This is a genomic window from Cellulosimicrobium sp. NPDC057127 (genome assembly GCF_042670945.1).
Classification (GTDB): domain Bacteria; phylum Actinomycetota; class Actinomycetes; order Actinomycetales; family Cellulomonadaceae; genus Cellulosimicrobium.
The window spans coordinates 119,242-143,196 of sequence record NZ_JBHUUP010000004.1 but is presented as its reverse complement, the minus strand read 5'-3'; the positions used below and the strand labels follow the sequence as shown (position 1 = coordinate 143,196).

Sequence of the window (23,955 nt, the reverse complement as noted above, 5' to 3'; positions counted from 1 at the left end):
GCGCCACGGTCGCGACCGACCGCCCCATGGTGCAGGTGCAGGGGCTGCACAAGATGTTCGGCGACCTGCACGTCCTCAAGGGGGTCGACCTCGAGGTGCCGCGCGGGTCCGTGTGCGTCGTGCTCGGACCCTCCGGGTCGGGGAAGTCCACGCTCCTGCGGTGCGTCAACGAGCTCGAGGAGATCACCGGCGGGCGCGTGCGCGTCGACGGCGAGCTCATGGGCTACCGGGAGGTCGAGCGCGACGGCCGCACGCGGCTGCACCGCCTGCACCCCCGGGTCGTCGCGCGCCAGCGCTCCCGCATCGGCATGGTGTTCCAGCGCTTCAACCTGTTCCCGCACATGACGGCGCTCGAGAACGTCATGGAGGCGCCCGTGCAGGTGCGCGGCGTCGGCAGGGCGCAGGCGCGGGCGAACGCCTTCGAGCTGCTCGACCGGGTGGGGCTCGGCGACCGTGCCGACCACTACCCGGCGCAGCTCTCGGGAGGTCAGCAGCAGCGCGTCGCGATCGCCCGCGCGCTCGCCATGGACCCCGAGCTCATGCTCTTCGACGAGCCGACGTCGGCGCTCGACCCCGAGCTCGTCGGCGAGGTGCTGGCCGTCATGCGTGACCTCGCGCGCTCGGGCATGACGATGATGGTCGTCACGCACGAGATCGGCTTCGCCCGCGAGGTCGCCGACACCGTGGTGTTCATGGACGAGGGCGTCATCGTCGAGGCCGGCACGCCCGAGCAGGTGCTCGGCGACCCGCAGGAGGCCCGGACGAAGGCCTTCCTCGCGCACGTGCTGTAGCAAGGAGGTCCCCGCTCAGGAGGCGCGGCGGCGCGGCAGGACGGGGACGTCGGTCGACGGCTCGATCCGCGGGTCCAGGCCCGTGGGCCGCACCACGGTCACCATCTCGCCGCTCAGCGCCCGGCCGAGGTGCACCAGCGGCAGCTGGTTCTCGTGCTCGGTCACGAGCTCGTCGTAGATGGGGGTGTCGCTCTCGGCCGTGCCGGCGTTCGTCCTGCTCACGCCTCCACTGTCGACGACGCACCCCGCTGCCGCGACCCGAAGGTCGTGGCGTGTCGGTGAGGTAACCGTGGACGAACGGTGATGACGACGATGTCAGGTCCCCGGCCGTCGACCGGGCGCGCCGACTCCCTCGGTCAGCCCCAGCCGCCCCAGTCGCCCCAGCCCCAGCCGCCGTCGTCCTCCTGGTCCTCGCCCTGGTCCTCACCCTGGTCGCCGCCGCCCTGGCCGCCGCCGTCCGGCCGGCCCGGCTGGTCCTGGTCGCGACGCTCCTGCTCGGCCGCGCGCTCGTCGAGCTCCTGGGTGCGGGTCGCGAGGTCCTCCTCGGCCTGCGCCACCGTCGCCTCGCGCTCGGCCAGGCCGGCCTGCGCGGCGTCCACCTGCTCGCGCTGCGCCTCGAGGTCGGCGCGCTCGGCCTCGAGCTGCTCGCGCTCGGCCGCGACCTCCGCCTGGACGCGCTCCGCCGCGGCGGTCGCCTCCTCGGCGTCGGCCTGCGCCGACAGCGTCAGTCCGATGCCCACGAGCAGACCGACCGCGACGCCCGCGAGCCCCACCACCGACGGCACGAGCCAGCGCCGGGCGCTGCCGGCAGGTTCGTCCACGTCGTCGTCCACGGACGGCAGCGCGAGCGGGCCGAGCCCTGCCGTCGTCGACGGGGCGGCCGCGGCGGGAGGGAGGGGCGGGAGCACCATCGTCGAGCTCACGACCGGGTGCGCCAGGTCGTCGCCTGCCGGCGCGGCGGCGTCGTCCACCCAGAAGACCCAGCCGGGCGGAGCCGGTGGCCACGACGGGTCCGGGTGCCAGTCAGTCGTCGGCGTGAACCCCGGGGGCACGGGCCATCCGGGCGGAGGGGCGAACCGTACGGCCAAGAGAGCTCCTTCGGACGGACGTCGGCGGCGTGGCGGACGGGGAACACTATGGAGCAGCGGGGCCTCGGGCGACCAATCGGCGTGGGCGGCCGGCGCCGCGCAGCGACGCCACGCTCGTGGGTGGGCGCTGGTAGAAACGGCAGGGAGCCGGAACGACCGGCCCGCCGGTCCCGGCGACGACACCGTGGAGGTGCGCGTGTTCCTCGTCGACGAGCCCGTGGTCGGCGGCGCCGCGAACGCGTCGGTACCGGTCACCACGCCCCTGCTCGTGCACGCCGCAGGCGACCTCGTGGTGGCCGCCGAGTGCGAGTACCGGCTGCTGTGCCGGCTCGACGAGCGGCTGGGACGCGCGCCGCGCGAGGAACGCGCACCCGACGTGATGCAGGACCGCGTCGCCGGCCTGAGCGTGCGCCACGAGGAGGCGGTCCTCGCGCAGCACGTGGACCGCTTCGGTCCGTACGACCCGGCGACCGGTCGCGGCGTGCTGCGGCTGGATCCGCCGCACGGGGCCGCCTGGGACGAGCTCGTCGCGGCGCACACGCGCACGCTCGGGGCGCTCGAGAGCGGGGCCGACGTCGTCCACGGGGCCACGCTCTTCGACGGCACGTTCCACGGGCGCGCGGACCTCCTCGTCCGCACGGTCGACGAGCGCGACGCCCGTGAGGGCGCTGCCGGGCACGACCGTCCGGCAAGGTACGCCGTCGCGGGCACCCGGCTCGCGCGGCGCGCGAAGGTCCCCGCGCTCCTGGGGCTCGCCGTCCAGGCCGACCTGCTCCTCGCCGCCGGCGTCCCCGTGGCCCCGGAGGTCGAGCTCGTGCTCGGCACGCGGGCGCGCACGACCCACCGCCTGGCCGATCTGCTCCCGGTGTACCGCGACCGGCGCGACCGGCTGCTGAGGCTCACCGGCGAGCACCTCGCGCGCGAGGGTCGCGCCCCGTGGGACGACCCGGCGGTGCGCGCCTGCGGGCGCTGCGACGACTGCCGTGCGCAGGTCGAGGCGCGCCGCGACGTCCTCCTCGTCGGCGGGGTGTACGAGACGCAGCGCGCACGGCTCCACGCCGGTGGCATCCGGACCATCGACGAGCTCGCGGTCGCGACGCAGGCGCCCGAGGGGATGCCGACGTCGACGTTCGAGCGCGTCCGCGCCCAGGCCGCCCTCCAGCTCGGCACGGGGCCGGTCGACGGGACCGTCGTCTGGGCCGACGCCGCCGGACCTCACGAGCTGTCGTGGCGCATCGACGACCCGGCGCCCGTGCACGCGCTGCCCGCCCCGAGCCCCGGCGACCTCTTCTTCGACTTCGAGGGAGACCCGCTGTGGACCGACGCCGACGGCACCAGCCGCGGCATCGACTACCTCTTCGGCTGGGTCGAGCGGCCCGAGCGGTCCGCGCAGGACCCGCCGTTCCACGCCCTGTGGGCGCACGACCTCGCCGCGGAGCGGGACGCGCTCGTCGCGTTCGTCGACCACGTCACCGAGCGGCGCCGCGTGCACCCCGACCTCCACGTCTACCACTACGCCGCGTACGAGAAGACGCACCTGCTGTCCATCGCCGCGCGCCACGGGGTGTACGAGGAAGAGGTCGACGACCTGCTGCGCGACGGCGTGCTCGTCGACCTGTACGCCGTCGTGCGCCAGGCGCTGCACGTCTCCGACCGGTCGCGATCCATCAAGAAGCTCGAACCGCTGTACATGGGCGACGACCTGCGCGCCGGTGACGTGAAGGACGCCGCCGCGTCCGTCGTCGCGTACGCCGAGTACACCGCGCTTCGCGACGCCGGGCGTGACGTCGAGGCCGACGAGCTCCTGCGCGGCATCGCGGACTACAACCGGTACGACTGCGTGTCGACGCTGCGGCTGCTCGAGTGGTTGCGTCGGGCCGCTGGTTCCGGTTCCGGGTCCGGTTCCGGTGATGTGGTCGGGTCGGGTGCGGGGTCGGAGGGTGGGACCGGTGCGACGACGGCCGGCCCGGGTGGTTCAGGCGACGTCGCCTCGGGTGCGCGGGAGGCGGCGCTCGCGCTGGAGGCGGAGATCCGGGAGGCCGTGGGGGAGGAGCGGGCCGGGCGGGACGCAGCGGCCCAGGCGCTCGCGATGTACGGGGCGGCGGTCGGGTACCACCGGCGCGAGGCCAAGCCGTTCTGGCACGAGCACTACTCGCGCCTCGCGCTGCCCGTCGACGAGTGGCTCGGGCGGCGCAACGCGTTCCTCGTGGAGACGGCGGACGTCGTGACCCCCTGGGAGGTCGAGGCCGGGCGGCAGACGTGGTCGCGGCGGCTGGAGCTCGTCGGACGGCTGCCCGAGGGGACGGACCTGCGCACCGGCGTCACCCCGTACGTCCTCTACGACCCGCCGCTGCCTCCCTGCGCCCGGACGTCGGCCGACGGCCTGCGCGGATGGCTCACCGGGGGCACCGTCCTCGGCACCGGACGCCGGGCGACGCCCGCCGGCGAGCGCGACGTCCTCACCGTGCGCGAGCAGCTCCCGCGGGGCGCGGAGCCCTTCGAGGGGCTGCCGCTCGCGCTCACGCCCGCTCCCGGACCCGGGACCAAGCCGCTCGAGGCCGCGATCGCGACGGCCGCGCGCCGCGCCCTGGACACCTGGCGCGACACGGGCGAGCTGCCGCACGACGCGGTCACCGACGTCCTGCTGCGCCGGCCCCCGCGGCTGGACGGGGCGGCGGCCGGATCACCCGCGACGGTCGCCGGGCCGGGCCGGTGGGACGGGCTGCCCCCCGTGGTCGAGGACGACGTCGTGGGTGCCATCACCGCGGCCGTCGCACGGCTCGACGACTCGTACGTCGCCGTGCAAGGACCGCCCGGCACCGGCAAGACGTTCGTCGGCTCGCACGTCGTCGCGCGCCTCGTCCGGCAGGGCTGGCGCGTCGGCGTCGTGGCGCAGTCGCACGCCGCGGTGGAGAACATGCTCCGCGCCGTCGTCGGGGCGGCCGGTGTCCCCGCCGACCTCGTCGCCAAGAAGCAGGCCGGTGACGGCCCGTCGGCCACCGCCGTGTGCGCCGAGCTCGACGGCGCCGCGCTCGCCGCGTTCGCGACGCAGCCCGGACCGCGGGTCGTCGGCGGGACGGCGTGGGACTTCGCCGCCGAGCGGCTCCCGGAGCGCACGTTCGACCTGCTCGTCGTCGACGAAGCCGGCCAGTTCTCCCTCGCGAGCACCGTCGCCGTGGGACGTGCCGCGAGCCGGCTGCTCCTCCTCGGCGACCCCCAGCAGCTCCCGCAGGTCAGCAAGGGCAAGCACCCCGAACCCGTCGACCGTTCGGCGCTCGGGTGGCTCGCCGACGACCACGGCGTGCTCCCCGACGAGCTCGGCTACTTCCTGTCCCTCTCCCGGCGCATGCACCCGCGGCTCGCGGCCGCGGTGTCGCGGCTCTCCTACGAGGACCGGCTCGGCGCCCACCCGGTCGCAGCCGCCCGGCACCTCGACGGCGTGGCCCCCGGCCTCGAGGAGGTGCTCGTCGAGCACACGGGGAACGCCGTCCGGTCGACGGAGGAGGCCGCCGAGGTCGTCCGGCAGGTCGAGCGGTTCCTCGGGCGTTCCTGGACCGACGAGCAGGGTGGCACCCCGCGTCCTCTCGGCGAGACGGACGTCCTCGTCGTCGCGCCGTACAACGCCCACGTGTGGGCCGTGCGGTCCGCGCTCTCCGCGGCTGGTCACCCCGACGTGCAGGTCGGCACCGTCGACCGCTTCCAGGGCAAGGAGGCGCCGGTCGTCGTCGTGACGCTCGCCGCGTCGTCGGGCCACGACGTCTCCCGGGGGCTCGGGTTCCTGCTGTCCCGCAACCGCATCACCGTGGCGGTGTCGCGCGCGCAGTGGACCGCCGTCGTGGTGCGCTCGCCCGGGCTCACCGACCACCTCCCCGGGACCCCGCGGAGCCTCGAGGAGCTCGGCGCGTTCCTCGGGCTCGGCTCCCCGCCGACGTCGGCCTGAGCGCGGGCGGCACCGTTCCAGAGGCCGCCCGCCCCGGCGGCGACGTGGGCGCGGGCCCGGGGCTCAGAACTCCCCGAAGCCTCCGAAGTCCTCGAACCCGCCGAAGTCACCGAACCCGCCGTCTCCGGAGTCGGCCGCGCCCGCCTCCGTCATGCCGGCGTCCCCGGCCCCGCCGTCGCCCGGTTCGGCTCCGGCGTCCGCGCCGCTCTCCGCGCCACCGTCGGCCCCCGGGTCCTCCGCGGCGGCGGCGTCCTCCGCGACGGGCTGCGTCGGGTCGCCGAACGCCGGCCCGAACAGCGCGTTCGCGACCGCGGAGCCGATGACGACACCGGCGATCGTCCCGAGCATGCTCGAGCCCACCATCGAACCGAGCCCCGGGCCGCCACCCTGCCCGCCGAAGGACCGCTCCAGCGTGCCCGGTCGGCGCATCTCGGCGCGCGTCGCCATGCGCGCGAGGTCGTGCGGGGAGTCGGACGTCGCCCGCTCGTTCGTCGGGACCGACCCGCCCAGCTCGGCGAGCACCTGGCGGCGCTGCTCCGGGGTCAGGCGTGCGAACGCCTCGGCGTGCGCCTCCTCGACCGCGTCCGGCGGCGCCGTGCGCAGCATGTACCGGTACCGGTCCACCGCGATCTCGTCCGGTGTCCGCTGCCGGGACGAGCCCCGCTGCGAGGAGTCCGGTGCGTCCTGGGTGCCGTACGCAGGCGCGGATCCCGGCGCGGGGTACTGCGTGGGCTGCGACGCGGCGGAGCCGTAGCCTCCGCGCAGGTCGTCGCCGTGTCCGTGCGAGCCCTGTCCGTACGACCCCTGTCCGTACGACCCCTGTCCGTACGAGCCCTGTCCGTGGCCGCCGTGCTGCGGGTCGCGCGGCTCGCGGCCGAGGAGTCGGTCGAGGAATCCCATGGTTCGCCTCCGGAGGTGTGGCGGTCTGGTCGAGGGGACGGTCGCCGTCGGCGACGGGGTCGCGTGGGTCGAGGCGCCTGGAGGTCGGAGACCTCTCCCCGTGCAACGACCGTCGTCGGTCAGCGGTTCCTCCGCCGAACACGGGGTTACGTGTCACGGAGCGGTCGGGGTGACGGCCAACCCGGGGTTCGGCGACCGGCGGTGTCGACCCCGGGGTTACGTGTCACGGAGCGGTCGGGGTGACGGCCAACCCGGGGCTCGGCGACCGGCGGTGCGTGCGGCGCCCCGAGACCGGGACGCACGAACGCCCCCCGACCGCGACGGTCAGGGGGGCGTTCGGTGAAAGATCAGACGTCGCCGGTCGAGCCGGCGGCCGTCGAGATCAGACGGCGCGGATGTTCTCCGCCTGCGGGCCCTTGGGGCCCTGCGTCACGTCGAACTCGACACGCTGGTTCTCCTCCAGCGTGCGGAAGCCCTGCGACTGGATCGCGGAGTAGTGCGCGAACACGTCGGCCGAGCCGTCCTCGGGAGCGATGAAGCCGTAGCCCTTCTCGCTGTTGAACCACTTCACGGTTCCGGTAGCCATGGTTACTCCTTCAAGAGTGTCAACCTTCACCCCCCACGGTCGCGGGGGCGTACATCACGGTGTTCGTCGTCAACTCTTGGGGTAACAAGGTCCGCCGGGGTGCACCCGAGGGTGTCACCTCAGCGCGAGGACAAGCGAGGCACTGCAATCTCGCGGCCCACGGTACAGGCTGGTCCCGTTCTTGGCTACGGATCGGGCCGGGTCCACCGTACGCGCCCTCACGCCCTCAGCGAACCAGTGCGAGCTCCACGACCGGCACCACGCGGCGCCAGTCGGCCACGCCGCGCGATCTCGCGAGCGGCTCCGCCCACTCGCGCACGACCGGCTCGAGCGTGCCCCAGGACCGGGGCGAGGCCGCGGCGTACTCCGCGAGCAGGCGGGCGCCGTCGTCCGGCTCGAGCGTGGTCGCGACGGCACGGGCCGCCCGTCGCGCGCCGGTGCGGACGAGCACGCGCGGCTCCGCGACGACGTTGCGGTACCACTGCGAGCGCGGTCCCAGCCCGGCGACGACGACGTACCGGTCCCGGGCGGGGCGGCCCGAGACCTCGAGGACGGCGTACCGGGCCTGTCCGCTCGACCGCCCGCGGTGCACGAGCAGGAGCAGGCGACCGCCGAAGACCCCGCCGAGGCCGGCGCGGAAGAGGGCGACCGGTGCGCGCACGAACCAGCGCGTGTGCAGGGCGGACGAGGCGATACCCATCGCCCCACGGTACGACCCGGCGTCGTGGTGCCCACCCGGGCGACGCGCGCGACAGCAGCACGGACGTACCAGGTCCGCGGCCGAAGAGAGACCCGCGCGTTACAGGTCGGTAACAACTCGCGGCGGTTCGCGAAATCCGACCGGCCTACCTTCGCGTCACCCAGGATCACGGAGGTGCCGATTCCTGCGGATTCGCCGGTCGGTGGCCTCCGAGATGCCGCGGAGGCCACCGACGGGCGCATCGGGGGGCGGGTATCCAGTGACCGTGACCTGTGTCACTATTCACCACGCGATTTCGACGGTGATATCGGCGATCGAACGCGGGGGAGGGCCGACGGCCCGTCGTCGCGGGGGATCTGGACCACGGAGGTTGGCATGCATCGCACAGCACGGCGGGCGAGCGGAGGTGCGGCCCTGCTCCTGGCGGCCACGCTCGTCCTGACCGCCTGCGGACCCCAGTCCCAGGGCGGCGGCGACGAGGAGACGACCGGTACCTCGACCGAGACCGGTGAGTCCGGGGGTGGGGAGCTGAGCATCGTCCCGTCCGTCCAGATCGACGCGGAGGGCGCCGAGGTCCCCGCTGAGGAGTCCGGCGGGGCGGTCGACCCGGCGGGCGACGGCAGCGCCGAGTGCGCCGAGGGCACGTCGATCGCGATGGCCGGAGCCCTCACGGGACCGAACGCCGCGCTCGGTCTCAACATCCTCTACGGCGCGACCGTCGCGGTCGAGGCGTTCAACGAGGCCAACCCGGGCTGCCAGGTCGAGATCAAGCAGTTCGACACCGAGGGCGACCCCCAGAAGGCCACCCAGGTGGCCCCGCAGATCGTCGGCGACGCGAGCGTCCTCGGGCTCCTCGGCCCCGCGTTCTCGGGCGAGACCGCGGCGACGGGCGACGTGTTCAACCAGGCGGGCCTGCTGTCGCTGTCCGCGTCGGCGACGAACCCCGACCTGACGACGAACGGCTGGTCCACCTTCTACCGCGGCCTCGCCAACGACGCCGTGCAGGGCCCGGCCGTCGCGCAGTACATGACGGACACGCTCGGCTACGGCAGCGTCTGCGTCGTCACCGACAACTCCGACTACGGCATCGGCCTCGCCGAGCAGATCACGTCAGGCCTCGGCGACGCCGCGAACGCGGACTGCGCCGCCGAGGTGAAGACGGGCGACAAGGATTTCTCCGCCGCGGTCCAGATCATCTCGGGCGCCGACGCGGACGCCGTGTTCTACGCCGGCTACTACGCGGAGGCCGCGCCCTTCGTCCAGCAGCTGCGCGACGGCGGCGTCGACCTCCCGTTCGTCTCGGCGGACGGCACGAACGACCCGCAGTTCGTCTCGCAGGCGGGCGGCTCGTCCGAGGGCGCGATCCTGTCCTGCCCGTGCGGTCCCGCGCCGGACGAGTTCGCGGCGACGTACGAGGAGATCAACGGCCAGGCACCGGGCGTGTACTCCGTCGAGGGCTACGACCTCGCGACGATCATGCTCGCCGGCATCGCCTCGGGCGTGACCGACCGTGCGGGGATGCTCGACCACGTGGCGAACTACTCCGGTGAGGGCCTGGCCCGCGCCTACGAGTGGGACGAGACGGGCGAGCTCTCCGCAGCGCTCATCTGGATCTACGAGGTCCAGTAGTCCGACGACGACGGGCGCCTCGCCCAGCCACCCCGCCTCCCGGTGGGGCGGGCCGGGCGGGGCGCCCGTCGCGGACCACGACCCCGTTCGATCCCGCAAGCCTCCCCAAGGAGCGTCATGCCCGCCCTTGCTGACGCGCTGATGACCAGCGCGACCGCCGGTCCACTCGTCCACCAGTCGCTCATCGACTTCGACCTCGCCGGGCTCGGCCGCAACTTCTGGGGCCTGACCATCGAGGGCCTCACGTACGGCGCGATCTACGCGCTCGTCGCCGTCGGCTACACGCTCGTCTACGGCGTGCTGCGGCTCATCAACTTCGCCCACTCCGAGGTCTTCATGCTCGGCATGTTCGGGCAGTACGCCACGCTCCTGCTCCTCGGCTTCTACCCGATGGGCGACGCGTGGGACATGGGGATCGGACTGACGGTCTTCTACCTGGGCGTCGCGATGCTCGGCGGCATGGTCGTGGCCGGCGGTGCCGCCGTCGGGCTGGAGCGCGTCGCGTACCGTCCGCTGCGCCGGCGCGGCGCTCCCGCGCTGGTGTTCCTCATCACCGCGATAGGCATGTCGTTCGTGCTCCAGGAGTTCGTGCACTTCGTGCTCCCGCGGCTCACGGGCGGCGAGCTGGGCGGCGTCAACGCCGAGCAGCCGATCCGGCTCGTCCAGCCCGAGGTGCAGTTCACGGTCGGCGGCGCGGCGGTCACCAACGTCACGCTCGTCATCATCCTGTCCGCGCTGGTCCTGGCGCTCGCGACCGACCTGTTCATCAACCGCACGAAGTTCGGCCGCGGCATCCGCGCCGTCGCGCAGGACCCGGTGACGGCGACGCTCATGGGCGTCTCGCGCGAGCGCGTCATCATGCTGACGTTCCTCATCGGCGGCATCCTCGCCGGCGCGGCGGCGCTCCTCTACACGTTGCGCGTGCCGAACGGGATCATCTACTCCGGCGGGTTCATCCTCGGCATCAAGGCGTTCTCCGCCGCGGTGCTCGGCGGCATCGGCAACCTGCGCGGCGCGCTGCTCGGCGGCCTCCTGCTCGGTGTCATGGAGAACTACGGGCAGGTCGTGTTCGGTACGGAGTGGCGCGACGTCGTCGCGTTCGCGCTCCTCATCATCGTCCTGATGTTCCGCCCGACGGGCATCCTCGGGGAGTCGCTGGGGAGGGCCCGCGCATGAGCACGTCGACACCCGCACCCGGACCGGACGCCCCCACCGGGTCGTCGCCGCGGCCGACCCTCCCGCCCGCGGGCCGGGTCCCGACCAAGGACCGTCCGCACGGCGGCGTGGGCGACCGCCTCCGCCTCTGGTGGGACGCGCTCGCGCGCCCGACGCAGTGGCTGATCGGCGTGCCGTTCCTGCTGTTCGTCGCGCTCGTGCCGATCCTGAACATCCCGGTGCTGACGACCGTCGGCACGAACTTCGGCGGCGTCATGGCGCAGTTCGGCATGATCGCGCTCATCGCGATCGGCCTCAACGTCGTCGTCGGCCAGGCCGGCCTGCTCGACCTGGGGTACGTCGGCTTCTACGCGATCGGCGCGTACACGGTCGCGATCCTCACGAGCCCGGACAGCCCGTGGAACCAGGCGGGCGAGGGCGACTGGCTCACCCGCGAGTGGGCGTGGCTCGCCGCGCTGCCCGTCGCCGTCGCGATCACGGCGATCTCCGGGCTGATCCTCGGGTCGCCCACGCTGCGGCTGCGCGGCGACTACCTGGCGATCGTGACGCTCGGCTTCGGCGAGATCGTGCGCCTGCTCGCGGACAACCTCGACGAGCTCACGGGCGGGGGCCAGGGCCTGCGCGGCGTGGCCTACCCGCGGCTCGGCGTCACGGAGGACCTGCCGAGCGGCGTCTTCTCCGCGGGCAACGCGAGCGGCACGCTCAACTCGGGCGTGTGGTGGTACTGGGTGAGCCTGCTGTTCATCGTGATCTCGCTACTGCTCGTGGGGAACCTCGAGCGCTCGCGCGTGGGCCGCGCGTGGGTCGCGATCCGCGAGGACGAGGACGCCGCCGAGATCATGGGCGTCCCCACGTTCCGGTTCAAGCTGTGGGCGTTCGTCATCGGTGCGTCGATCGGCGGCGTCGCGGGCGCGCTCTACGCGGGACAGGTCCAGTTCGTCATCCCGACGAACTTCAACGTCATCAACTCGGTGCTGTTCCTGTGCGCGGTCGTGCTGGGCGGCCAGGGCAACAAGCTCGGGGTCATCCTCGGGGCGTTCATCATCGTCTACGTGCCGAACTTCTTCCTCGGCAGGACGCAGCTGTTCGGCATCCCGATCGACGGCAACGAGATCGCGAGCTACCGCTACCTGTTCTTCGGCCTCGCGCTCGTGGTGCTCATGATCTTCCGGCCGCAGGGGCTGATACCCGTCCGGCAGAAGCTGCTCACCTACGGCCGCGAGCTGTACGTCGCCGCCCGCAGGAGCGCGCAGGGCGTCGCCCGTCGGGACGGCGCGGCGACGACGACCGGGGAGGAGACCCGATGAGCACCCACGACCCCGGCGGCATCGGGGCGGGCGGCGAGCACGGCGACGAGCACCTCGCGGCGTCCGGTTGCGCCGAGTCCTCGCGCGCCGACCGCTACATGCCCGGCGCCGTCCTCGACGAGCCGGTCGTCGTCGACGTCGAGGCCGTGCGCCCCGAGCTCGCGAACCGCGAGCTTGTCGACGCGATGGTCGCGCCCGACCGCACGGTGCACGCCCGCGTCGGCGAGCCGCTGCTCCAGATGGACCACGTCACGGTCCAGTTCGGCGGGCTCACCGCGCTCGACGACGTCACGTTCGAGATCCGGCGTGGCGAGATCCTCGGCCTCATCGGCCCGAACGGCGCGGGCAAGACGACCGCGTTCAACGCCATGACGGGGGTCTACCGGCCCACGTCGGGACGGGTGGTGTTCGACGGCGCACCGGTCGGCAAGCTCAAGCGCTACCAGATCACGCAGCGCGGCATCGCCCGGACGTTCCAGAACATCCGGCTGTTCAACGAGATGACGGCGCTGGAGAACGTGGTCGTCGGCACGGACGCACGGCACCGCACGTCCGTGCCGGGGGCGCTCCTGCGGCTCGGGCGGCACCGGCGCGAGGAGCGCGACGCGATCGACCGCGGCATGGCGCTGCTGGAGTTCGTCGGGGTCGGCGGACGGGCCACCGAGAAGGCGCGCAACCTCTCCTACGGCGACCAGCGTCGCCTGGAGATCGCGCGCGCCCTCGCGACGGAGCCCAAGCTGCTGTGCCTCGACGAGCCTGCGGCAGGCTTCAACCCGGCGGAGAAGGAGGCCCTCATGGACCTCATCCGCCACATTCGCGATGACGGGTACACCGTCCTGCTCATCGAGCACGACATGCGCCTCGTCCGCGGCGTGACCGACCGGATCGTCGTGCTCGAGTTCGGCCGCGTCATCGCGGACGGCACGCCCGACGAGGTGACGAACGACCCCAAGGTCGTCGCCGCGTACCTCGGCGTGCCGGACGACGAGGTGGCCGACGGGGCGAGCACCACGAGCGAAGGGGGCGGTGGCGATGCCTCTGCTTGAGCTGCAGGACATGACGGTCGCCTACGGGCGCATCGAGGCGGTGCGCGGCATCTCGATCACCGTCGAGGAGGGCGAGCTGGTCACGCTCATCGGCGCCAACGGCGCGGGCAAGACGACGACGATGCGCGCCATCTCCGGCATCCGCCCCGTCGCGCGCGGGCGCGTGCTGTTCGACGGCAAGGACATCACGCGGATGAAGCCGCACCTGCGGGTGCTCGAGGGCATCGTCCAGGCGCCCGAGGGGCGCGGCATCTTCCCGGGCATGACCGTGATCGAGAACCTCGAGATGGGCGCGTACGCCCGCACGTTCGCGTCGAAGGCCGAGCACGACGAGACGCTGGACCGCGTCTTCGAGCTGTTCCCCCGGCTCGCCGAGCGCAAGGACCAGGTGGGCGGCACGATGTCGGGCGGCGAGCAGCAGATGCTCGCCATCGGGCGCGCGCTCATGGCCCGGCCGCGGCTGCTCCTGCTGGACGAGCCGTCGATGGGTCTCGCGCCCATGATCATCCAGCAGATCTTCCGCATCGTCTCGGAGATCAACGCCCAGGGCACCACGGTGCTGCTCGTCGAGCAGAACGCGCAGCAGGCGCTGTCGCGGTCCGACCGCGCGTACGTGCTGGAGACGGGTGAGGTGGTGCGCACCGGTGCCGGCAGGGACCTGCTCGCCGACTCGAGCATCAAGGAGGCGTACCTGGGCGTCGCATGATCCCGAGCCGTCGCACGACCCGAGCCGTCGCGTGATCCCCGGCCGTCGCGTGATCCCCATGATCGACGCCTACGATCGGGGGGTGCCCCTGCGACGCCGCGCGGCCAAGGCCGACCGCCACACGTTCGAGCTCGTCGACGACGGGTTCGCGGACGACGTCGACGCGGACCCGGTCCTCGACCTGACGACGCCGCCCGACGCGCGCCTCGACGACCCGCGGCACGGGCACCGGCCCGGCGACCGGCGTCCTGACCCCGCGGACGCCGAGGTCGGGATGCTCGGGGTCGCGCAGGACGTCGGCGCCCACGGTCTCGACGCCACCCAGGACCCCCACGGCCTCGAGGTCCACGGCCTCGACGGCGGGGGCCGCGACGACGGGAGCCTCGACGACGGGGACGACGACCCGGGCGCCGACGACGGTCCCCTGCGCAAGGCGGCCCGTCGCCGTCGGCGGCGCGTCGTCGCGGCGTCGGTCGTCGGCGTCGTGGTGGTGCTCGGCGGCATGGCGACGGTGGACGCGGCGCAGTCGCGCGCGGACCTCGCCCGCCTGCGGGAGGCACCCGGCGGTGTGGCGCCGATGCTGGCGGCACCGGACGAGAGGTGGTCGGTCGAGGGCACCGTCCCCGGGGCGCTCGACGTGGTCGCCGGCGCGGTCGTCACGGTCCAGGACGACGACGTCGTGGCGCACGACCTCGCGACGGGGGCGGAGCGCTGGCGCACGGAGGCCGGCGACGCCGTGTACTGCGGCAGCCCGTTCGGGTACCGGTTCGGGACGAGCACCGCCACGAGCGACGAGGTGGTGTGCCTCGTCGGCTTCCCGGACACCACCCCGGCACAGGTGGCCCCGGTGGCCTCGGTCGACCCACCGGTCGCGCGCGAGGTCCTCGTGCTCGGCGCCGACGGGGCGGTGCTGGCCCGTCGGGCCCTCGACGCCGCCGACGGGGTGGCGGCCCCCGGCCCGGACGGCTCCCTCGTGCGCACGCTGCGCGTCGGGGAGGTCCCCGCCGAGCACGGGGCCGAGCTCGACATGGACGAGACCACCGGCGTGCCGGCAGACGTCCCGGTGGGGCGCGACGTCGTGGTCGTGCTCGAGGACGCGGTCACGGGCGAGGAGCGCTGGCGGCACGAGCTGCCCTTCGCGGACGACGGCGGGTGGCGGTGCGTCACCTGGAGCGACGTGGGCGACGGCGCGCGCTCGCTCGCCGACCTCGAGAACCTCTGGGGGAGCGCCACGGGCGGCGTGGTCCAGGTCGACGGGTGCGGTGTGTCGGCCTGGTTCGCCCCGGACGGCACGCGGCTCGACGACCCGGCCGCGCCCGCCGACGCCGTCGTCCGGCTCCCGGACGGCTCGTTCTACCGCGACGCCACGGGCCAGATGGGCTGGTCGTCCGACGGCGCGGTGCCGGAGGACCACGGGTCGGCGACCCTCGCGCCCGACGGGTCCGTCCGGTGGGAGCCGCCCGGACCGCTCTTCCTGCCCTGGGCGTCGGACGGGTACGACCTCGACGTGCGTCTGCTGCGCGAGCAAGGCGTGGTCGCGGCGCACGGGGCCGAGGGCGGAGCGCTGTGGTCGGCGCCCGACGCGGGGATCCCCGACGAGGTGCTGGCCGTGGCCGGGGGCGCCGTCGTGCTCTCGCGGGCCGACGGGCTCGTCGCGCTCGACGTCGGCACGGGGCGGCAGCGCTGGGCCGTCGAGGAGGCGGAGCTGCGCGACCCCGACGAGCCCGAGGAGGCGGGTGCGCTCGCCCGGACGACGGCGTTCACCGATGGCGAGCACGTGATCGTCGGGACCCAGGACTGGTCGGGTCGCGACCAGCACCTCGTCGCGGTGGACCTGGCCGACGGCGACGTCGTGTGGCGGACCGACCTCGGCGAGAACGCCTGGCCGCTCGCGGTGCAGGGGGCGCTGCTCGTGGTGGACGAACGGTCCGTGACCCGGCTGGGGTGACGCACCGCACGACGCAGCCGCGCGTCAGGCCGTGAGGTACGGGTCCGGGAGCGCCGACCGGGCCGCGGCGAGGCGGTGCTCCGCCTCGCGGACGAGCTCGTCCGCGTCGGCGGCACCGGCGACGGACCAGACGGTCGCGGTGTCCACCGACGGCCAGGCGTCCGCCGGGAGCGCGCGGGACGGCGCGGTGAGGTGCCCGACGATCTCGGCGCGCAGGGCCTCGACGGACACCGCGGCCTGGATGTCGTCCATGGCGGGCAGCGTGGCGAGCACGGCGAAGCGGTCGCCGTCGACCCGCCCTGCCTCGCACCCGCGCGGGAGCGCGGTGCCGAGCCGGTCCGCGAGCTCGACGAGGACGGCGTCGCCGGTCGGCTGCCCGTGGCGCGCGTTGACCGCGGACATGCCGCGGACGTCGAGCAGCACGAGGGCGACGCGCGTACCGCTGCTCGCCACGAGGCGGCACCGCTGCGCGAGCAGGTGCCACGTGGCCCGGCGGGTGGCCAGGCCCGTGAGGTGGTCCCGCGTGGACTGGGCGGCGAGCGTGCTGACGAGCGAGCGCATCAGGTCGGCCGCGCTCACGCTCGCCCAGTGGCCCGAGCCGCCGACCAGCACGTCGTCGTAGCGCCGTGTCCCCGGCCGGGACATGGCGTGCGTCGCGACGTCGGAGACGGAGGACGCCCGGTCCACCACGAGCGGCGACCAGTCCGTCACGGTGGAGGCGGGACGACGCTCCAGGACCGCCCTGCCGTAGCCCAGCCGCCCGGTCAGGGCCGACGCGAGCGCCGCTCGCATGACGAGGCCGAGCCGGTCCTCGCCCTCGTCGTCCTGGACGGCGACGCAGTCGACGTCGGGGCGGCGGAAGACGACCTCGAGCTGGCCGACCGGGATGGACGAGCCGACCACCATGACCGGCCGGGCGAGCTGGCCGACGAGCCCGGTGCGGTCGGCCGCCGCGCGCGCCGTCGTCTGGCGGGCGAGGTGCGTGATCGCGTCGTACACGCGCACAGTGTCGTCGCCCCGGTGCCGGGCGCGGGAGGGGGTGGTGGCGCGCCCACGCCGATGTTCGGCCACTGTTCACACGACGGCCAGCCCTCGGTCACCGTCGGTCCGCCGACCTCGTCCGGGCCCGGTCCGGGCCTGATCCGGGCGTGGTCCGGCACTACGCTGGCCGGATGCCCGACGACGTCACGGCCCTCCCGTCCGCCCCCGTCGCGCCCCGGCGCCCGACGACGCGCACGCACCACGGTGACACCGTCACCGACGACTACGAGTGGCTGCGCGGCAAGGAGTCCCCGGAGGTGGTCGCCCACCTCGAGGCGGAGAACGCGTACACCGAGGCGGAGCTCGCTCACCTCGCCGGCCTGCGGCAGCAGATCTTCGAGGAGATCAAGGGCAGGACGCAGGAGACCGACCTGTCGGTCCCGGTGCGCCAGGGCGGTCACTGGTACTACGCGCGCACGGTCGAGGGCAAGCAGTACCCGATCCACGCGCGCGCCGCGGTCGACGCCACGCTCGGGCCCGACGCGCCGGCCGCGTGGACCCCCCCGCCCGTCCTCGAGCCGGGCGTCCCCGTCCCCGGCGAGCAGGTGCTCCTCGACGACAACGTCGAGGCCGAGGGCCACGAGTACTTCTCGCTCGGCGCGTTCGACGTGTCCGAGGACGGGCGCCTGCTCGTCTACGCGGTGGACGTGGTCGGCGACGAGCGGTACACGCTGCGCGTGCGCGACCTCGTCTCGGGCGAGGACCTGCCCGACGTCGTCCCCGGCACGTTCCCGGGCGCCGTCCTGTCCCCGGACGGCCGGTACGTGTTCTACCCGACCGTGGACGACGCGTGGCGCCCCTGGCGCGTGTGGCGCCACGAGATCGGCACCCCGGCCGAGCAGGACGTCGTCGTGCTGGAGGAGCCGGACGAGCGGTACTGGGTGGGCGTGGGGGTCTCCCGGTCGCGCCGGTTCGTGCAGATCGACGTCGGGTCGAAGATCACGTCCGAGACGTGGCTCGTCGACGCGGACGACCCGACGTCGCCCGCACGCGTCGTGTGGCCGCGGCGCGAGGGCGTCGAGTACACGGTCGAGCACGCCGTGGTGCCGGCGTCGTGGCTCGCGGCGCTCGACCGCACCCGGGGTGCCGCCGGTGACGACGGCCCGATGACGGTACAGCCCTCCGGCGGTGCCGGCGGAGCGTCGGCCGACGTGCTGCTCGTGCTGCACAACGACGGCGCGGAGAACTTCGAGCTCGCCGTCGTCGACGTGCCCGGGACCGGCGCGACGGCCGCCGCGCCGTCCCCCGACGAGGCGGAGACGGCGGCGATCGGCCCGGCGGGGGCGCGCGTCGTCGTGCCGCACGACCCGGCCACGCGCCTGGAGGCCGTCGACGCGTTCGCCGGCCACCTCGTGCTGTCGTACCGCCGTGACGCGCTCGCGCGCCTCGGCGTCGTCGACCTCTCGGCGCCGGGCGCGCCGTGGCACGTGCGCGAGGTCCCGTTCGACGAGCCGCTGTACACGGCAGGGCTCGGCCCGAACCCGGAGTGGGACCAGCCCACGGTCCGGCTGTCGTGCACGAGCTTCGTCACGCCCGCGTCCGTCTACGACCTGGACGTCGCGACCGGCGAGCTCGCGCTGCGCAGGCGCCAGCCCGTGCTGGGCGGCTACGACCCCGCGGACTACGTGCAGCGCCGCGACTGGGCCACGGCCGAGGACGGCACGCGCGTGCCGGTCTCCCTCGTGTGGCGCCGCGACGCGCTCGGCCTCGACGCGACGGGCACCGGGGCGGAGCCCGCGCCGCTGCTGCTGTACGGGTACGGGTCGTACGAGATCAGCATCGACCCGACGTTCTCGGTCGCGCGGCTGTCGCTGCTCGACCGTGGTGTCGTGTTCGCCGTCGCGCACGTGCGCGGCGGGGGCGAGATGGGCCGCGCCTGGTACGACGACGGCAAGACGCTCGCGAAGCAGAACACGTTCACGGACTTCGTCGCGGTCGCCCGGCACCTCGTGGAGGCCGGCTGGACCAGCCCGGAGCGGATGGTCGCCCAGGGCGGGTCCGCGGGCGGCCTGCTCATGGGCGCGGTCACCAACCTCGCGCCCGAGCTGTTCGCCGGGGTCCTCGCGCAGGTCCCGTTCGTCGACGCGCTGACGTCGATCCTCGACCCGTCGCTGCCGCTGACGGTCGTGGAGTGGGACGAGTGGGGCGACCCGCTGCACGACCCCGACGTCTACCGCTACATGCGCGCCTACACGCCGTACGAGAACGTGCCCGACGACGCGTCGCACTACCCCCGCATCCTCGCCGTGACGAGCCTCAACGACACCCGGGTGCTCTACGTCGAGCCCGCGAAGTGGGTCGCGCGCCTGCGCGCGGCCGGCGCGCCGGCGCTGCTCAGGATCGAGATGAACGCCGGCCACGGCGGTGTCTCCGGCCGGTACGAGGGGTGGCGCGAGGTGGCGTACGAGGACGCGTGGGTCCTCGACGTGCTCGGCCTTGCCGGAGCGACGGAGGAGCGTTCGAACAGGGCTTCGAACGCTCGGTGAACTGACGATGAACAGTGGCAGAAGAATCCACAGGATGGTCGAGCGGGGGTTCTGCGTGCCCCCACCATGGACGACGTGACCGAGACGCTTCTGCTGGTGCTCGTCGTCGTGACCGCACTGGCCTTCGACTTCACGAACGGCTTCCACGACACGGGCAACGCGATGGCCACCTCCATCGCCACGCGCGCCCTCAAGCCCAAGACCGCCGTCGCCCTGTCCGCCGTCCTCAACATGATCGGCGCCTTCCTGTCGCTCGCGGTCGCCGCGACGATCGCGAAGGGCCTCGTCGACGCCCAGGTGATCACCCTCGAGGTGGTGCTCGCGGGCCTCGTCGGCGGCATCTCCTGGAACCTGCTGACGTGGTTGCTCGGCCTGCCGTCGAGCTCGTCGCACGCCCTCGTCGGCGGCGTGGTGGGCTCCGTGCTCGCCGCCGTCGGCACGTCGGGCGTCCTGTGGACGGGCGTCGCCGCGAAGGTGCTGATCCCCGCGCTGCTCGCCCCGCTGGTCGCGATCGGCGTGGCCGCCGTCGGCACGTGGCTCGTCGCGCGCCAGACGCGCGGCGTCCCCGAGAGCACGAGCACCCGGGCGTTCCGCTGGGGCCAGGTGGGCTCCGCGTCGCTCGTCTCGCTCGCGCACGGCACCAACGACGCCCAGAAGTCGATGGGCATCATCCTCCTCGCCCTCATCGCGGGCGGTGCCGTCCCGGCGGACTCGGGCGTGCCGTTCTGGGTCATCGTCTCGTGCGCCGGGTTCATGGCGCTGGGCACGTACCTCGGCGGCTGGCGCATCATCCGCACGCTCGGCAAGGGCCTCGTCGAGATCGACACCCGTCAGGGCATGGCCGCCGAGACGTCCTCCGCCGCCGTCATCCTGCTGTCCGGGTTCTTCGGCTTCTCGCTGTCGACGACGCACGTCGCCACCGGCTCGATCCTCGGCTCGGGCGTCGGCATGCCGGGCGCGAAGGTGCGCTGGGGCGTCGCCGGCCGCATGCTCGCCGCGTGGGGCCTGACCCTGCCGGCGGCCGGCCTCGTCGGCGCGCTGTGCTTCTGGATCCAGGCGGGCATCGGCGGTGCGCTCGGCACCGCCGCCGTGTTCGGCATCCTCATCGCGACGTCCGTCGCGATCTGGGTCGCCTCGCGCCGCAAGCCCGTCGACCACCGCAACGTCAACGACGACTGGGAGGACGGCGCCGCGTCGTCCGACGCCGACGCCGAGCCCGCGCTCGCCGACGCGGCCGTCACCCCCGCCGTCGCCGCCACCGCCTCGTCCGAGGAGGGCGCGGTCACCGCCGCACCGTCCACCGAGCCGCAGCGCGCCCGCCAGCGCGCCGGCGTCTGAGAGGAGCCTCGTGTCCTTCATCGAGATCGACTCCCTGCTCAAGGTCGTCGTCGCCGGTCTGATCGTCGGCGCCGGTCTGCCGGCGCTGTTCGCGCTGGGCGTCCGTCTCGCGGCCGGGCGCACCACGCCCGCCGCGGTCGACGTCGACGGCGCGCAGCTCACACCCTCGGGAGACGTCGTGACGGTCGAGCGCCCCTCGATCGCGCGACTCATCGCGGGCGGGATCTGCTTCCTCGTCGTCGTGCTCGCCGTCGCGGGCGGCATCGTCTTCCTCGCGAGCGGAGGCCACTGACCTCCCGCGTCCGGCCGCTCCGCCCGGTGCCCGCGAGGTAGAGGGTTCCCGCAGAGAGAGGGGGAGATTCCCCTCTACCTCGGCGGGAACCCTCTATCTCGTGCAGCGCCCGGTCAGCCCAGGCGCTCCTTGGCCGCGAGGACCCGCAGGACCGCGGCGTCGACCTTCGCCGCGAACGCGTCGTCCTGGGAGGCGCGCTCGACGAGCGCGGCGGCCATCTCCGCCACGACCGTCGGGTCGGCGGAGGCGAGCACCATGTCGCCGCCCGCCTCGATCGTCAGCACGGCACGGTCGGCGGGGGACCAGGGCTGCACCTGTGCGGCGGCCGAGACGTCGTCGGTGATGACGACGCCGTCGAACCCGAGGTCCCCGCGCAGCATGCCGTCCACGACCACGGGCGAGAGCGCGGCCGGCAGGTCGGGGTCGATCTGGGTGTAGACGGCCGACGACGTCATGACGAACGCCGCGCCGGCCTCGATGCCGGACGCGAAGACCTGCACGGACGCGTCGTCGCGCGTCGTCACGGAGTCGGTCACCCCGGCGGTCGTGTCGGTGTTCGCGGTGACGCGACCGAGGCCGGGGAAGTGCTTGATCGTCACGTCGACCCCGGCGGCCTCCATGCCGGCGCTGAACGCGTTCGCGTGCGACGTCACGACGTCGGGCGTGAAGCCGTAGCTGCGCTCGAAGTACCCGACCGGCGGGTTCTGCGCGGCGGACTCCTCGGGCACCAGGTCCATCACGGGCGCGAGGTTGAGGTTCACCCCCGCGGCGGCGAGCTCGGAGCCCCACGTGGTCGCGTCGCGCTGCAGCGTCCCGGGGTCGAGCCGCGACTGGTCGAGCGCGGTCGGGATGTCGGAGAACCCCGGACCGCGCAGCACCTGGACGTACCCGCCCTCCTGGTCCGTCGCGACGAACAGCGGGGTGCCCTGCGTCGTCTCGGGGGAGACGAGGGACGTGAAGCCGGCGACGAGGTCCGCCGTCGGGCCGGTACCCGCCTGCGAGCGGCCCGCCAGGAACACGTTGCCGACGTGCCGCTGAGCCACGGCGTCGTAGCTCGCCTGCTGCGGCGAGCGCACGTCCACGCCGACCATGAGGAGCTGGCCGACCTTCTGCTCCAGCGTCCACCCGGCGAGCGGGTCGGGCGGCGGCGTGGACGGCGTCGGGGACGGGGCGGGCGACGCCGGCACGTCAGGGCTGGTGGCGGTCGGCGTGGGCGCAGGCTGCTGCGGGCCTACGGGCCGCAGCACGTACCAGGCGACGGCGGCGAGCGCGGCGAGCGTCGTGACGACGGCGACGACGACCCACGTCGTCCGCGCTCGGCTGCCCACGGGACCACCTCCGACGCACACCGTAGCCGGTCGCGGTGACGCCCCGACGTCGTCGGCGGGGCGTCACCGCGGCCCGAGCGCGGCGGTCAGTCGTGCCCGGCGAGCGTCGCGAGCGCCTTGCACCACAGGTCGTGGGCGCGCTCCGCGCGGTCGGCCGTCTCGATGTTCTCCTCGAGCACGTGCACGACGGTGCCGGACTCGTCGGGCTCGAGCGTGATCGAGATGTCGTGGTAGTTCTCGGGCTCGTCCGGCAGGTCCATCGTCGGGGAGAAGTGCGTGAACCGCAGGAGGCGCGGACGCTCCACCTCGACGACCTTGCCCCAGTCCGCGAACTCGCGGCCCATGTAGTGGCCCTCGAACGTCACGGGGCTGCCCGGCCGGTAGTCGGTCTCGACGTTCATGCCGAGCATCCAGCGCGCGCCGGGGTGGACCATCTGCGACCACACGACCTCCGGCGGGCGCGCGACGTGGACGGTGCAGGTCGTGGTGTGACCGGTCATGGGTACCTCCTGGGGGGTGGGGCCTGGAGCGACCGTAGACCGTCCCGGCGCGTGCGGCACGACGGACGCCCGTGCGGCGGGGCGCCGCGCGGCTGGGTAGGTTCGCCCGCGTGACCCGACTCGTCCTCGTCCACGGCCGCGACAACCAGGGCCTCGACCCGGAGGAGCTGGAGCGCACGTGGCTCACGGCGCTGCGCGCCGGTCTCCACGCGGCCGGGACGCCGCGGCGGCTGTCCGACGACGACGCCTCCTTCGTCTACTACGGCGACACCCTCGCGGCGCTCGCCCGGGGCGACGTCGCCCCGCCCGTCACCGTGCACGCCGTACCGGGCGCGACCGACCTCGGCGCGACCGATCCGGGCGTGAACGGCCTCGGCGCGACCGACCTGGGCGCGCTGCCCGAGGACGAGCTCGCGTTCCTCGTGGACGTCGCGCGCGAGGTGCTGCGTGGTGCGGGCGTGGACGACGCGGGCGCCCACGACGCGCGAGCGGTCCGGCCGTCCGGGGTCGGCGTGGACCTGGGGGGCCTGGGCGGGGTGGCGAACCGGCTGCTGTCCGCGCTCGACCGGTACGTGCCCGGGCTGAGCGGCGTCGCGCTGCTGCTCCTCGTGCGCGACGTGTGGGCCTACGTGCACGACCCCGACGTGCGGCGCCCGATCGACGACGCGCTCACCGCCGCCATGCCGACCGACGAGCCGGCCGTCGTCGTCGCGCACTCGCTGGGGTCCGTCGTCGCGTACTCCGTGCTGCGCGAGCACGACCTGCGGCGGCCCGGCGGCGGGGCCGACTGGGACGTGCCCCTGCTCGTCACGCTCGGGTCGCCGCTCGCCGTCCGGGCGGTACGGGACGTCCTCGCCGCCCGCGCGCCGCTGCGCGTGCCGTCGTCGGTGCACCGGTGGGTGGCCGCGCGCGACCCGCGCGACGCCCTCGCGCTGCACGACCTCGGGCCTCGCGAGCTGCCGCTCGGGCCGGGCTCCGCGGTGATCGAGGAGCTCGTCGTCGACAACCGCGCGCCCGGGCACCACGCGGCCGCGCTGCTGCTCCCCGACGGTGTCGCGGCCGGGTACCTCGCCGTGCCCGAGGTGGCGCGCGTCGTCGGCGCGGCCCTCCCGGCCGGTGCCGCGACGTAGCGGCCGCGAGGTAGAAGCTCAGG

At 74.3% G+C, this 23,955-nt stretch carries 20 protein-coding genes; 12 read left to right on the top strand and 8 right to left on the bottom strand.

Going from position 1 to position 23,955, the window contains the following annotated elements:
• Positions 1-26: 26 nt before the first annotated feature.
• The gene (locus ACFTZA_RS05650; protein ID WP_378191920.1) at positions 27-791 is read left to right on the top strand and encodes an amino acid ABC transporter ATP-binding protein; all 765 of its coding nucleotides are present in this window, start codon (positions 27-29) and stop codon (positions 789-791) included.
• Between the two features lie 15 nt (positions 792-806).
• Here the strand turns inward: ACFTZA_RS05650 and ACFTZA_RS05645 are convergent, their stop codons facing one another.
• Complete coding sequence (locus ACFTZA_RS05645; protein WP_378191695.1) at positions 807-1,013, bottom strand: hypothetical protein; 207 nt, start codon at positions 1,011-1,013, stop codon at positions 807-809.
• 134 nt (positions 1,014-1,147) lie between these two features.
• Positions 1,148-1,762, bottom strand: a complete 615-nt coding sequence (locus tag ACFTZA_RS05640) for a hypothetical protein (RefSeq protein ID WP_378191693.1) — start codon at positions 1,760-1,762, stop codon at positions 1,148-1,150.
• 313 nt (positions 1,763-2,075) lie between these two features.
• Between ACFTZA_RS05640 and ACFTZA_RS05635 the strand changes: the two genes are divergently transcribed.
• Positions 2,076-5,819 carry a TM0106 family RecB-like putative nuclease gene (locus ACFTZA_RS05635; protein ID WP_378191691.1) on the top strand — a complete coding sequence of 1,248 codons (3,744 nt, stop codon included), beginning with the start codon at positions 2,076-2,078 and terminating at the stop codon, positions 5,817-5,819.
• A gap of 63 nt (positions 5,820-5,882) precedes the next feature.
• On the opposite strand, the gene ACFTZA_RS05630 is transcribed toward ACFTZA_RS05635, so the two are convergent.
• The 3 genes from ACFTZA_RS05630 to ACFTZA_RS05620 form a co-directional block, all read right to left on the bottom strand.
• Positions 5,883-6,719, bottom strand: a complete 837-nt coding sequence (locus tag ACFTZA_RS05630) for a hypothetical protein (protein WP_378191690.1) — start codon at positions 6,717-6,719, stop codon at positions 5,883-5,885.
• A gap of 382 nt (positions 6,720-7,101) precedes the next feature.
• A complete protein-coding gene (locus tag ACFTZA_RS05625) occupies positions 7,102-7,305 on the bottom strand; it encodes a cold-shock protein (RefSeq protein WP_378191688.1) in 204 nt (67 codons plus the stop codon).
• Between the two features lie 226 nt (positions 7,306-7,531).
• Positions 7,532-8,005 carry a nitroreductase family deazaflavin-dependent oxidoreductase gene (locus ACFTZA_RS05620; RefSeq protein ID WP_378191686.1) on the bottom strand — a complete coding sequence of 158 codons (474 nt, stop codon included), beginning with the start codon at positions 8,003-8,005 and terminating at the stop codon, positions 7,532-7,534.
• A gap of 375 nt (positions 8,006-8,380) precedes the next feature.
• Here ACFTZA_RS05620 and ACFTZA_RS05615 point away from each other — a divergent pair, with 375 nt between their 5' ends.
• The 6 genes from ACFTZA_RS05615 to ACFTZA_RS05590 all read left to right on the top strand — a co-directional run bounded on the left by ACFTZA_RS05615 (position 8,381) and on the right by ACFTZA_RS05590 (position 15,817).
• Complete coding sequence (locus ACFTZA_RS05615) at positions 8,381-9,634, top strand: branched-chain amino acid ABC transporter substrate-binding protein (protein WP_378191684.1); 1,254 nt, start codon at positions 8,381-8,383, stop codon at positions 9,632-9,634.
• 117 nt (positions 9,635-9,751) lie between these two features.
• Positions 9,752-10,810: a branched-chain amino acid ABC transporter permease gene (locus ACFTZA_RS05610; RefSeq protein WP_378191682.1), complete on the top strand. Its 1,059-nt coding sequence runs from the start codon at positions 9,752-9,754 to the stop codon at positions 10,808-10,810.
• Complete coding sequence (locus tag ACFTZA_RS05605) at positions 10,807-12,117, top strand: branched-chain amino acid ABC transporter permease (RefSeq protein ID WP_378191680.1); 1,311 nt, start codon at positions 10,807-10,809, stop codon at positions 12,115-12,117. Before ACFTZA_RS05610 ends, ACFTZA_RS05605 begins: the two co-directional genes overlap by 4 nt.
• Positions 12,114-13,163: an ABC transporter ATP-binding protein gene (locus ACFTZA_RS05600; RefSeq protein ID WP_378191678.1), complete on the top strand. Its 1,050-nt coding sequence runs from the start codon at positions 12,114-12,116 to the stop codon at positions 13,161-13,163. The genes ACFTZA_RS05605 and ACFTZA_RS05600 overlap by 4 nt, the downstream gene beginning before the upstream one ends.
• Positions 13,150-13,869 carry an ABC transporter ATP-binding protein gene (locus ACFTZA_RS05595; protein WP_378191676.1) on the top strand — a complete coding sequence of 240 codons (720 nt, stop codon included), beginning with the start codon at positions 13,150-13,152 and terminating at the stop codon, positions 13,867-13,869. The genes ACFTZA_RS05600 and ACFTZA_RS05595 overlap by 14 nt, the downstream gene beginning before the upstream one ends.
• A gap of 82 nt (positions 13,870-13,951) precedes the next feature.
• Complete coding sequence (locus ACFTZA_RS05590; RefSeq protein ID WP_378191674.1) at positions 13,952-15,817, top strand: PQQ-binding-like beta-propeller repeat protein; 1,866 nt, start codon at positions 13,952-13,954, stop codon at positions 15,815-15,817.
• A gap of 24 nt (positions 15,818-15,841) precedes the next feature.
• Here ACFTZA_RS05590 and ACFTZA_RS05585 read toward each other — a convergent pair whose 3' ends face one another.
• Positions 15,842-16,816: a GGDEF domain-containing protein gene (locus ACFTZA_RS05585; RefSeq protein WP_378191673.1), complete on the bottom strand. Its 975-nt coding sequence runs from the start codon at positions 16,814-16,816 to the stop codon at positions 15,842-15,844.
• A gap of 173 nt (positions 16,817-16,989) precedes the next feature.
• Here ACFTZA_RS05585 and ACFTZA_RS05580 point away from each other — a divergent pair, with 173 nt between their 5' ends.
• The 3 genes from ACFTZA_RS05580 to ACFTZA_RS05570 all read left to right on the top strand — a co-directional run bounded on the left by ACFTZA_RS05580 (position 16,990) and on the right by ACFTZA_RS05570 (position 20,974).
• Complete coding sequence (locus tag ACFTZA_RS05580; RefSeq protein WP_378191671.1) at positions 16,990-19,344, top strand: S9 family peptidase; 2,355 nt, start codon at positions 16,990-16,992, stop codon at positions 19,342-19,344.
• Between the two features lie 66 nt (positions 19,345-19,410).
• Positions 19,411-20,682, top strand: a complete 1,272-nt coding sequence (locus ACFTZA_RS05575) for an anion permease (protein WP_378191669.1) — start codon at positions 19,411-19,413, stop codon at positions 20,680-20,682.
• 10 nt (positions 20,683-20,692) lie between these two features.
• Complete coding sequence (locus tag ACFTZA_RS05570; protein ID WP_378191667.1) at positions 20,693-20,974, top strand: hypothetical protein; 282 nt, start codon at positions 20,693-20,695, stop codon at positions 20,972-20,974.
• A 113-nt stretch (positions 20,975-21,087) separates the two neighbouring features.
• On the opposite strand, the gene ACFTZA_RS05565 is transcribed toward ACFTZA_RS05570, so the two are convergent.
• A complete protein-coding gene (locus tag ACFTZA_RS05565) occupies positions 21,088-22,302 on the bottom strand; it encodes a glycoside hydrolase family 3 N-terminal domain-containing protein (RefSeq protein ID WP_378191665.1) in 1,215 nt (404 codons plus the stop codon).
• A gap of 86 nt (positions 22,303-22,388) precedes the next feature.
• Positions 22,389-22,802 carry an SRPBCC domain-containing protein gene (locus tag ACFTZA_RS05560; RefSeq protein WP_378191663.1) on the bottom strand — a complete coding sequence of 138 codons (414 nt, stop codon included), beginning with the start codon at positions 22,800-22,802 and terminating at the stop codon, positions 22,389-22,391.
• A gap of 110 nt (positions 22,803-22,912) precedes the next feature.
• Between ACFTZA_RS05560 and ACFTZA_RS05555 the strand changes: the two genes are divergently transcribed.
• The gene (locus ACFTZA_RS05555; RefSeq protein ID WP_378191661.1) at positions 22,913-23,932 is read left to right on the top strand and encodes a hypothetical protein; all 1,020 of its coding nucleotides are present in this window, start codon (positions 22,913-22,915) and stop codon (positions 23,930-23,932) included.
• Positions 23,933-23,955 lie beyond the last annotated feature (23 nt).

What these genes read in the sequence shown, in the direction of transcription:
- ACFTZA_RS05650 (WP_378191920.1), top strand. Translation starts at nt 27, where the DNA reads ATGGTGCAGGTGCAGGGGCTGCACAAGATGTTCGGCGACCTGCACGTC.
- ACFTZA_RS05630 (WP_378191690.1), bottom strand. Translation starts at nt 6,719, where the DNA reads ATGGGATTCCTCGACCGACTCCTCGGCCGCGAGCCGCGCGACCCGCAG.
- ACFTZA_RS05625 (WP_378191688.1), bottom strand. Translation starts at nt 7,305, where the DNA reads ATGGCTACCGGAACCGTGAAGTGGTTCAACAGCGAGAAGGGCTACGGC.
- ACFTZA_RS05620 (WP_378191686.1), bottom strand. Translation starts at nt 8,005, where the DNA reads ATGGGTATCGCCTCGTCCGCCCTGCACACGCGCTGGTTCGTGCGCGCA.
- ACFTZA_RS05615 (WP_378191684.1), top strand. Translation starts at nt 8,381, where the DNA reads ATGCATCGCACAGCACGGCGGGCGAGCGGAGGTGCGGCCCTGCTCCTG.
- ACFTZA_RS05610 (WP_378191682.1), top strand. Translation starts at nt 9,752, where the DNA reads ATGCCCGCCCTTGCTGACGCGCTGATGACCAGCGCGACCGCCGGTCCA.
- ACFTZA_RS05605 (WP_378191680.1), top strand. Translation starts at nt 10,807, where the DNA reads ATGAGCACGTCGACACCCGCACCCGGACCGGACGCCCCCACCGGGTCG.
- ACFTZA_RS05600 (WP_378191678.1), top strand. Translation starts at nt 12,114, where the DNA reads ATGAGCACCCACGACCCCGGCGGCATCGGGGCGGGCGGCGAGCACGGC.
- ACFTZA_RS05595 (WP_378191676.1), top strand. Translation starts at nt 13,150, where the DNA reads ATGCCTCTGCTTGAGCTGCAGGACATGACGGTCGCCTACGGGCGCATC.
- ACFTZA_RS05580 (WP_378191671.1), top strand. Translation starts at nt 16,990, where the DNA reads ATGCCCGACGACGTCACGGCCCTCCCGTCCGCCCCCGTCGCGCCCCGG.
- ACFTZA_RS05575 (WP_378191669.1), top strand. Translation starts at nt 19,411, where the DNA reads ATGGACGACGTGACCGAGACGCTTCTGCTGGTGCTCGTCGTCGTGACC.
- ACFTZA_RS05560 (WP_378191663.1), bottom strand. Translation starts at nt 22,802, where the DNA reads ATGACCGGTCACACCACGACCTGCACCGTCCACGTCGCGCGCCCGCCG.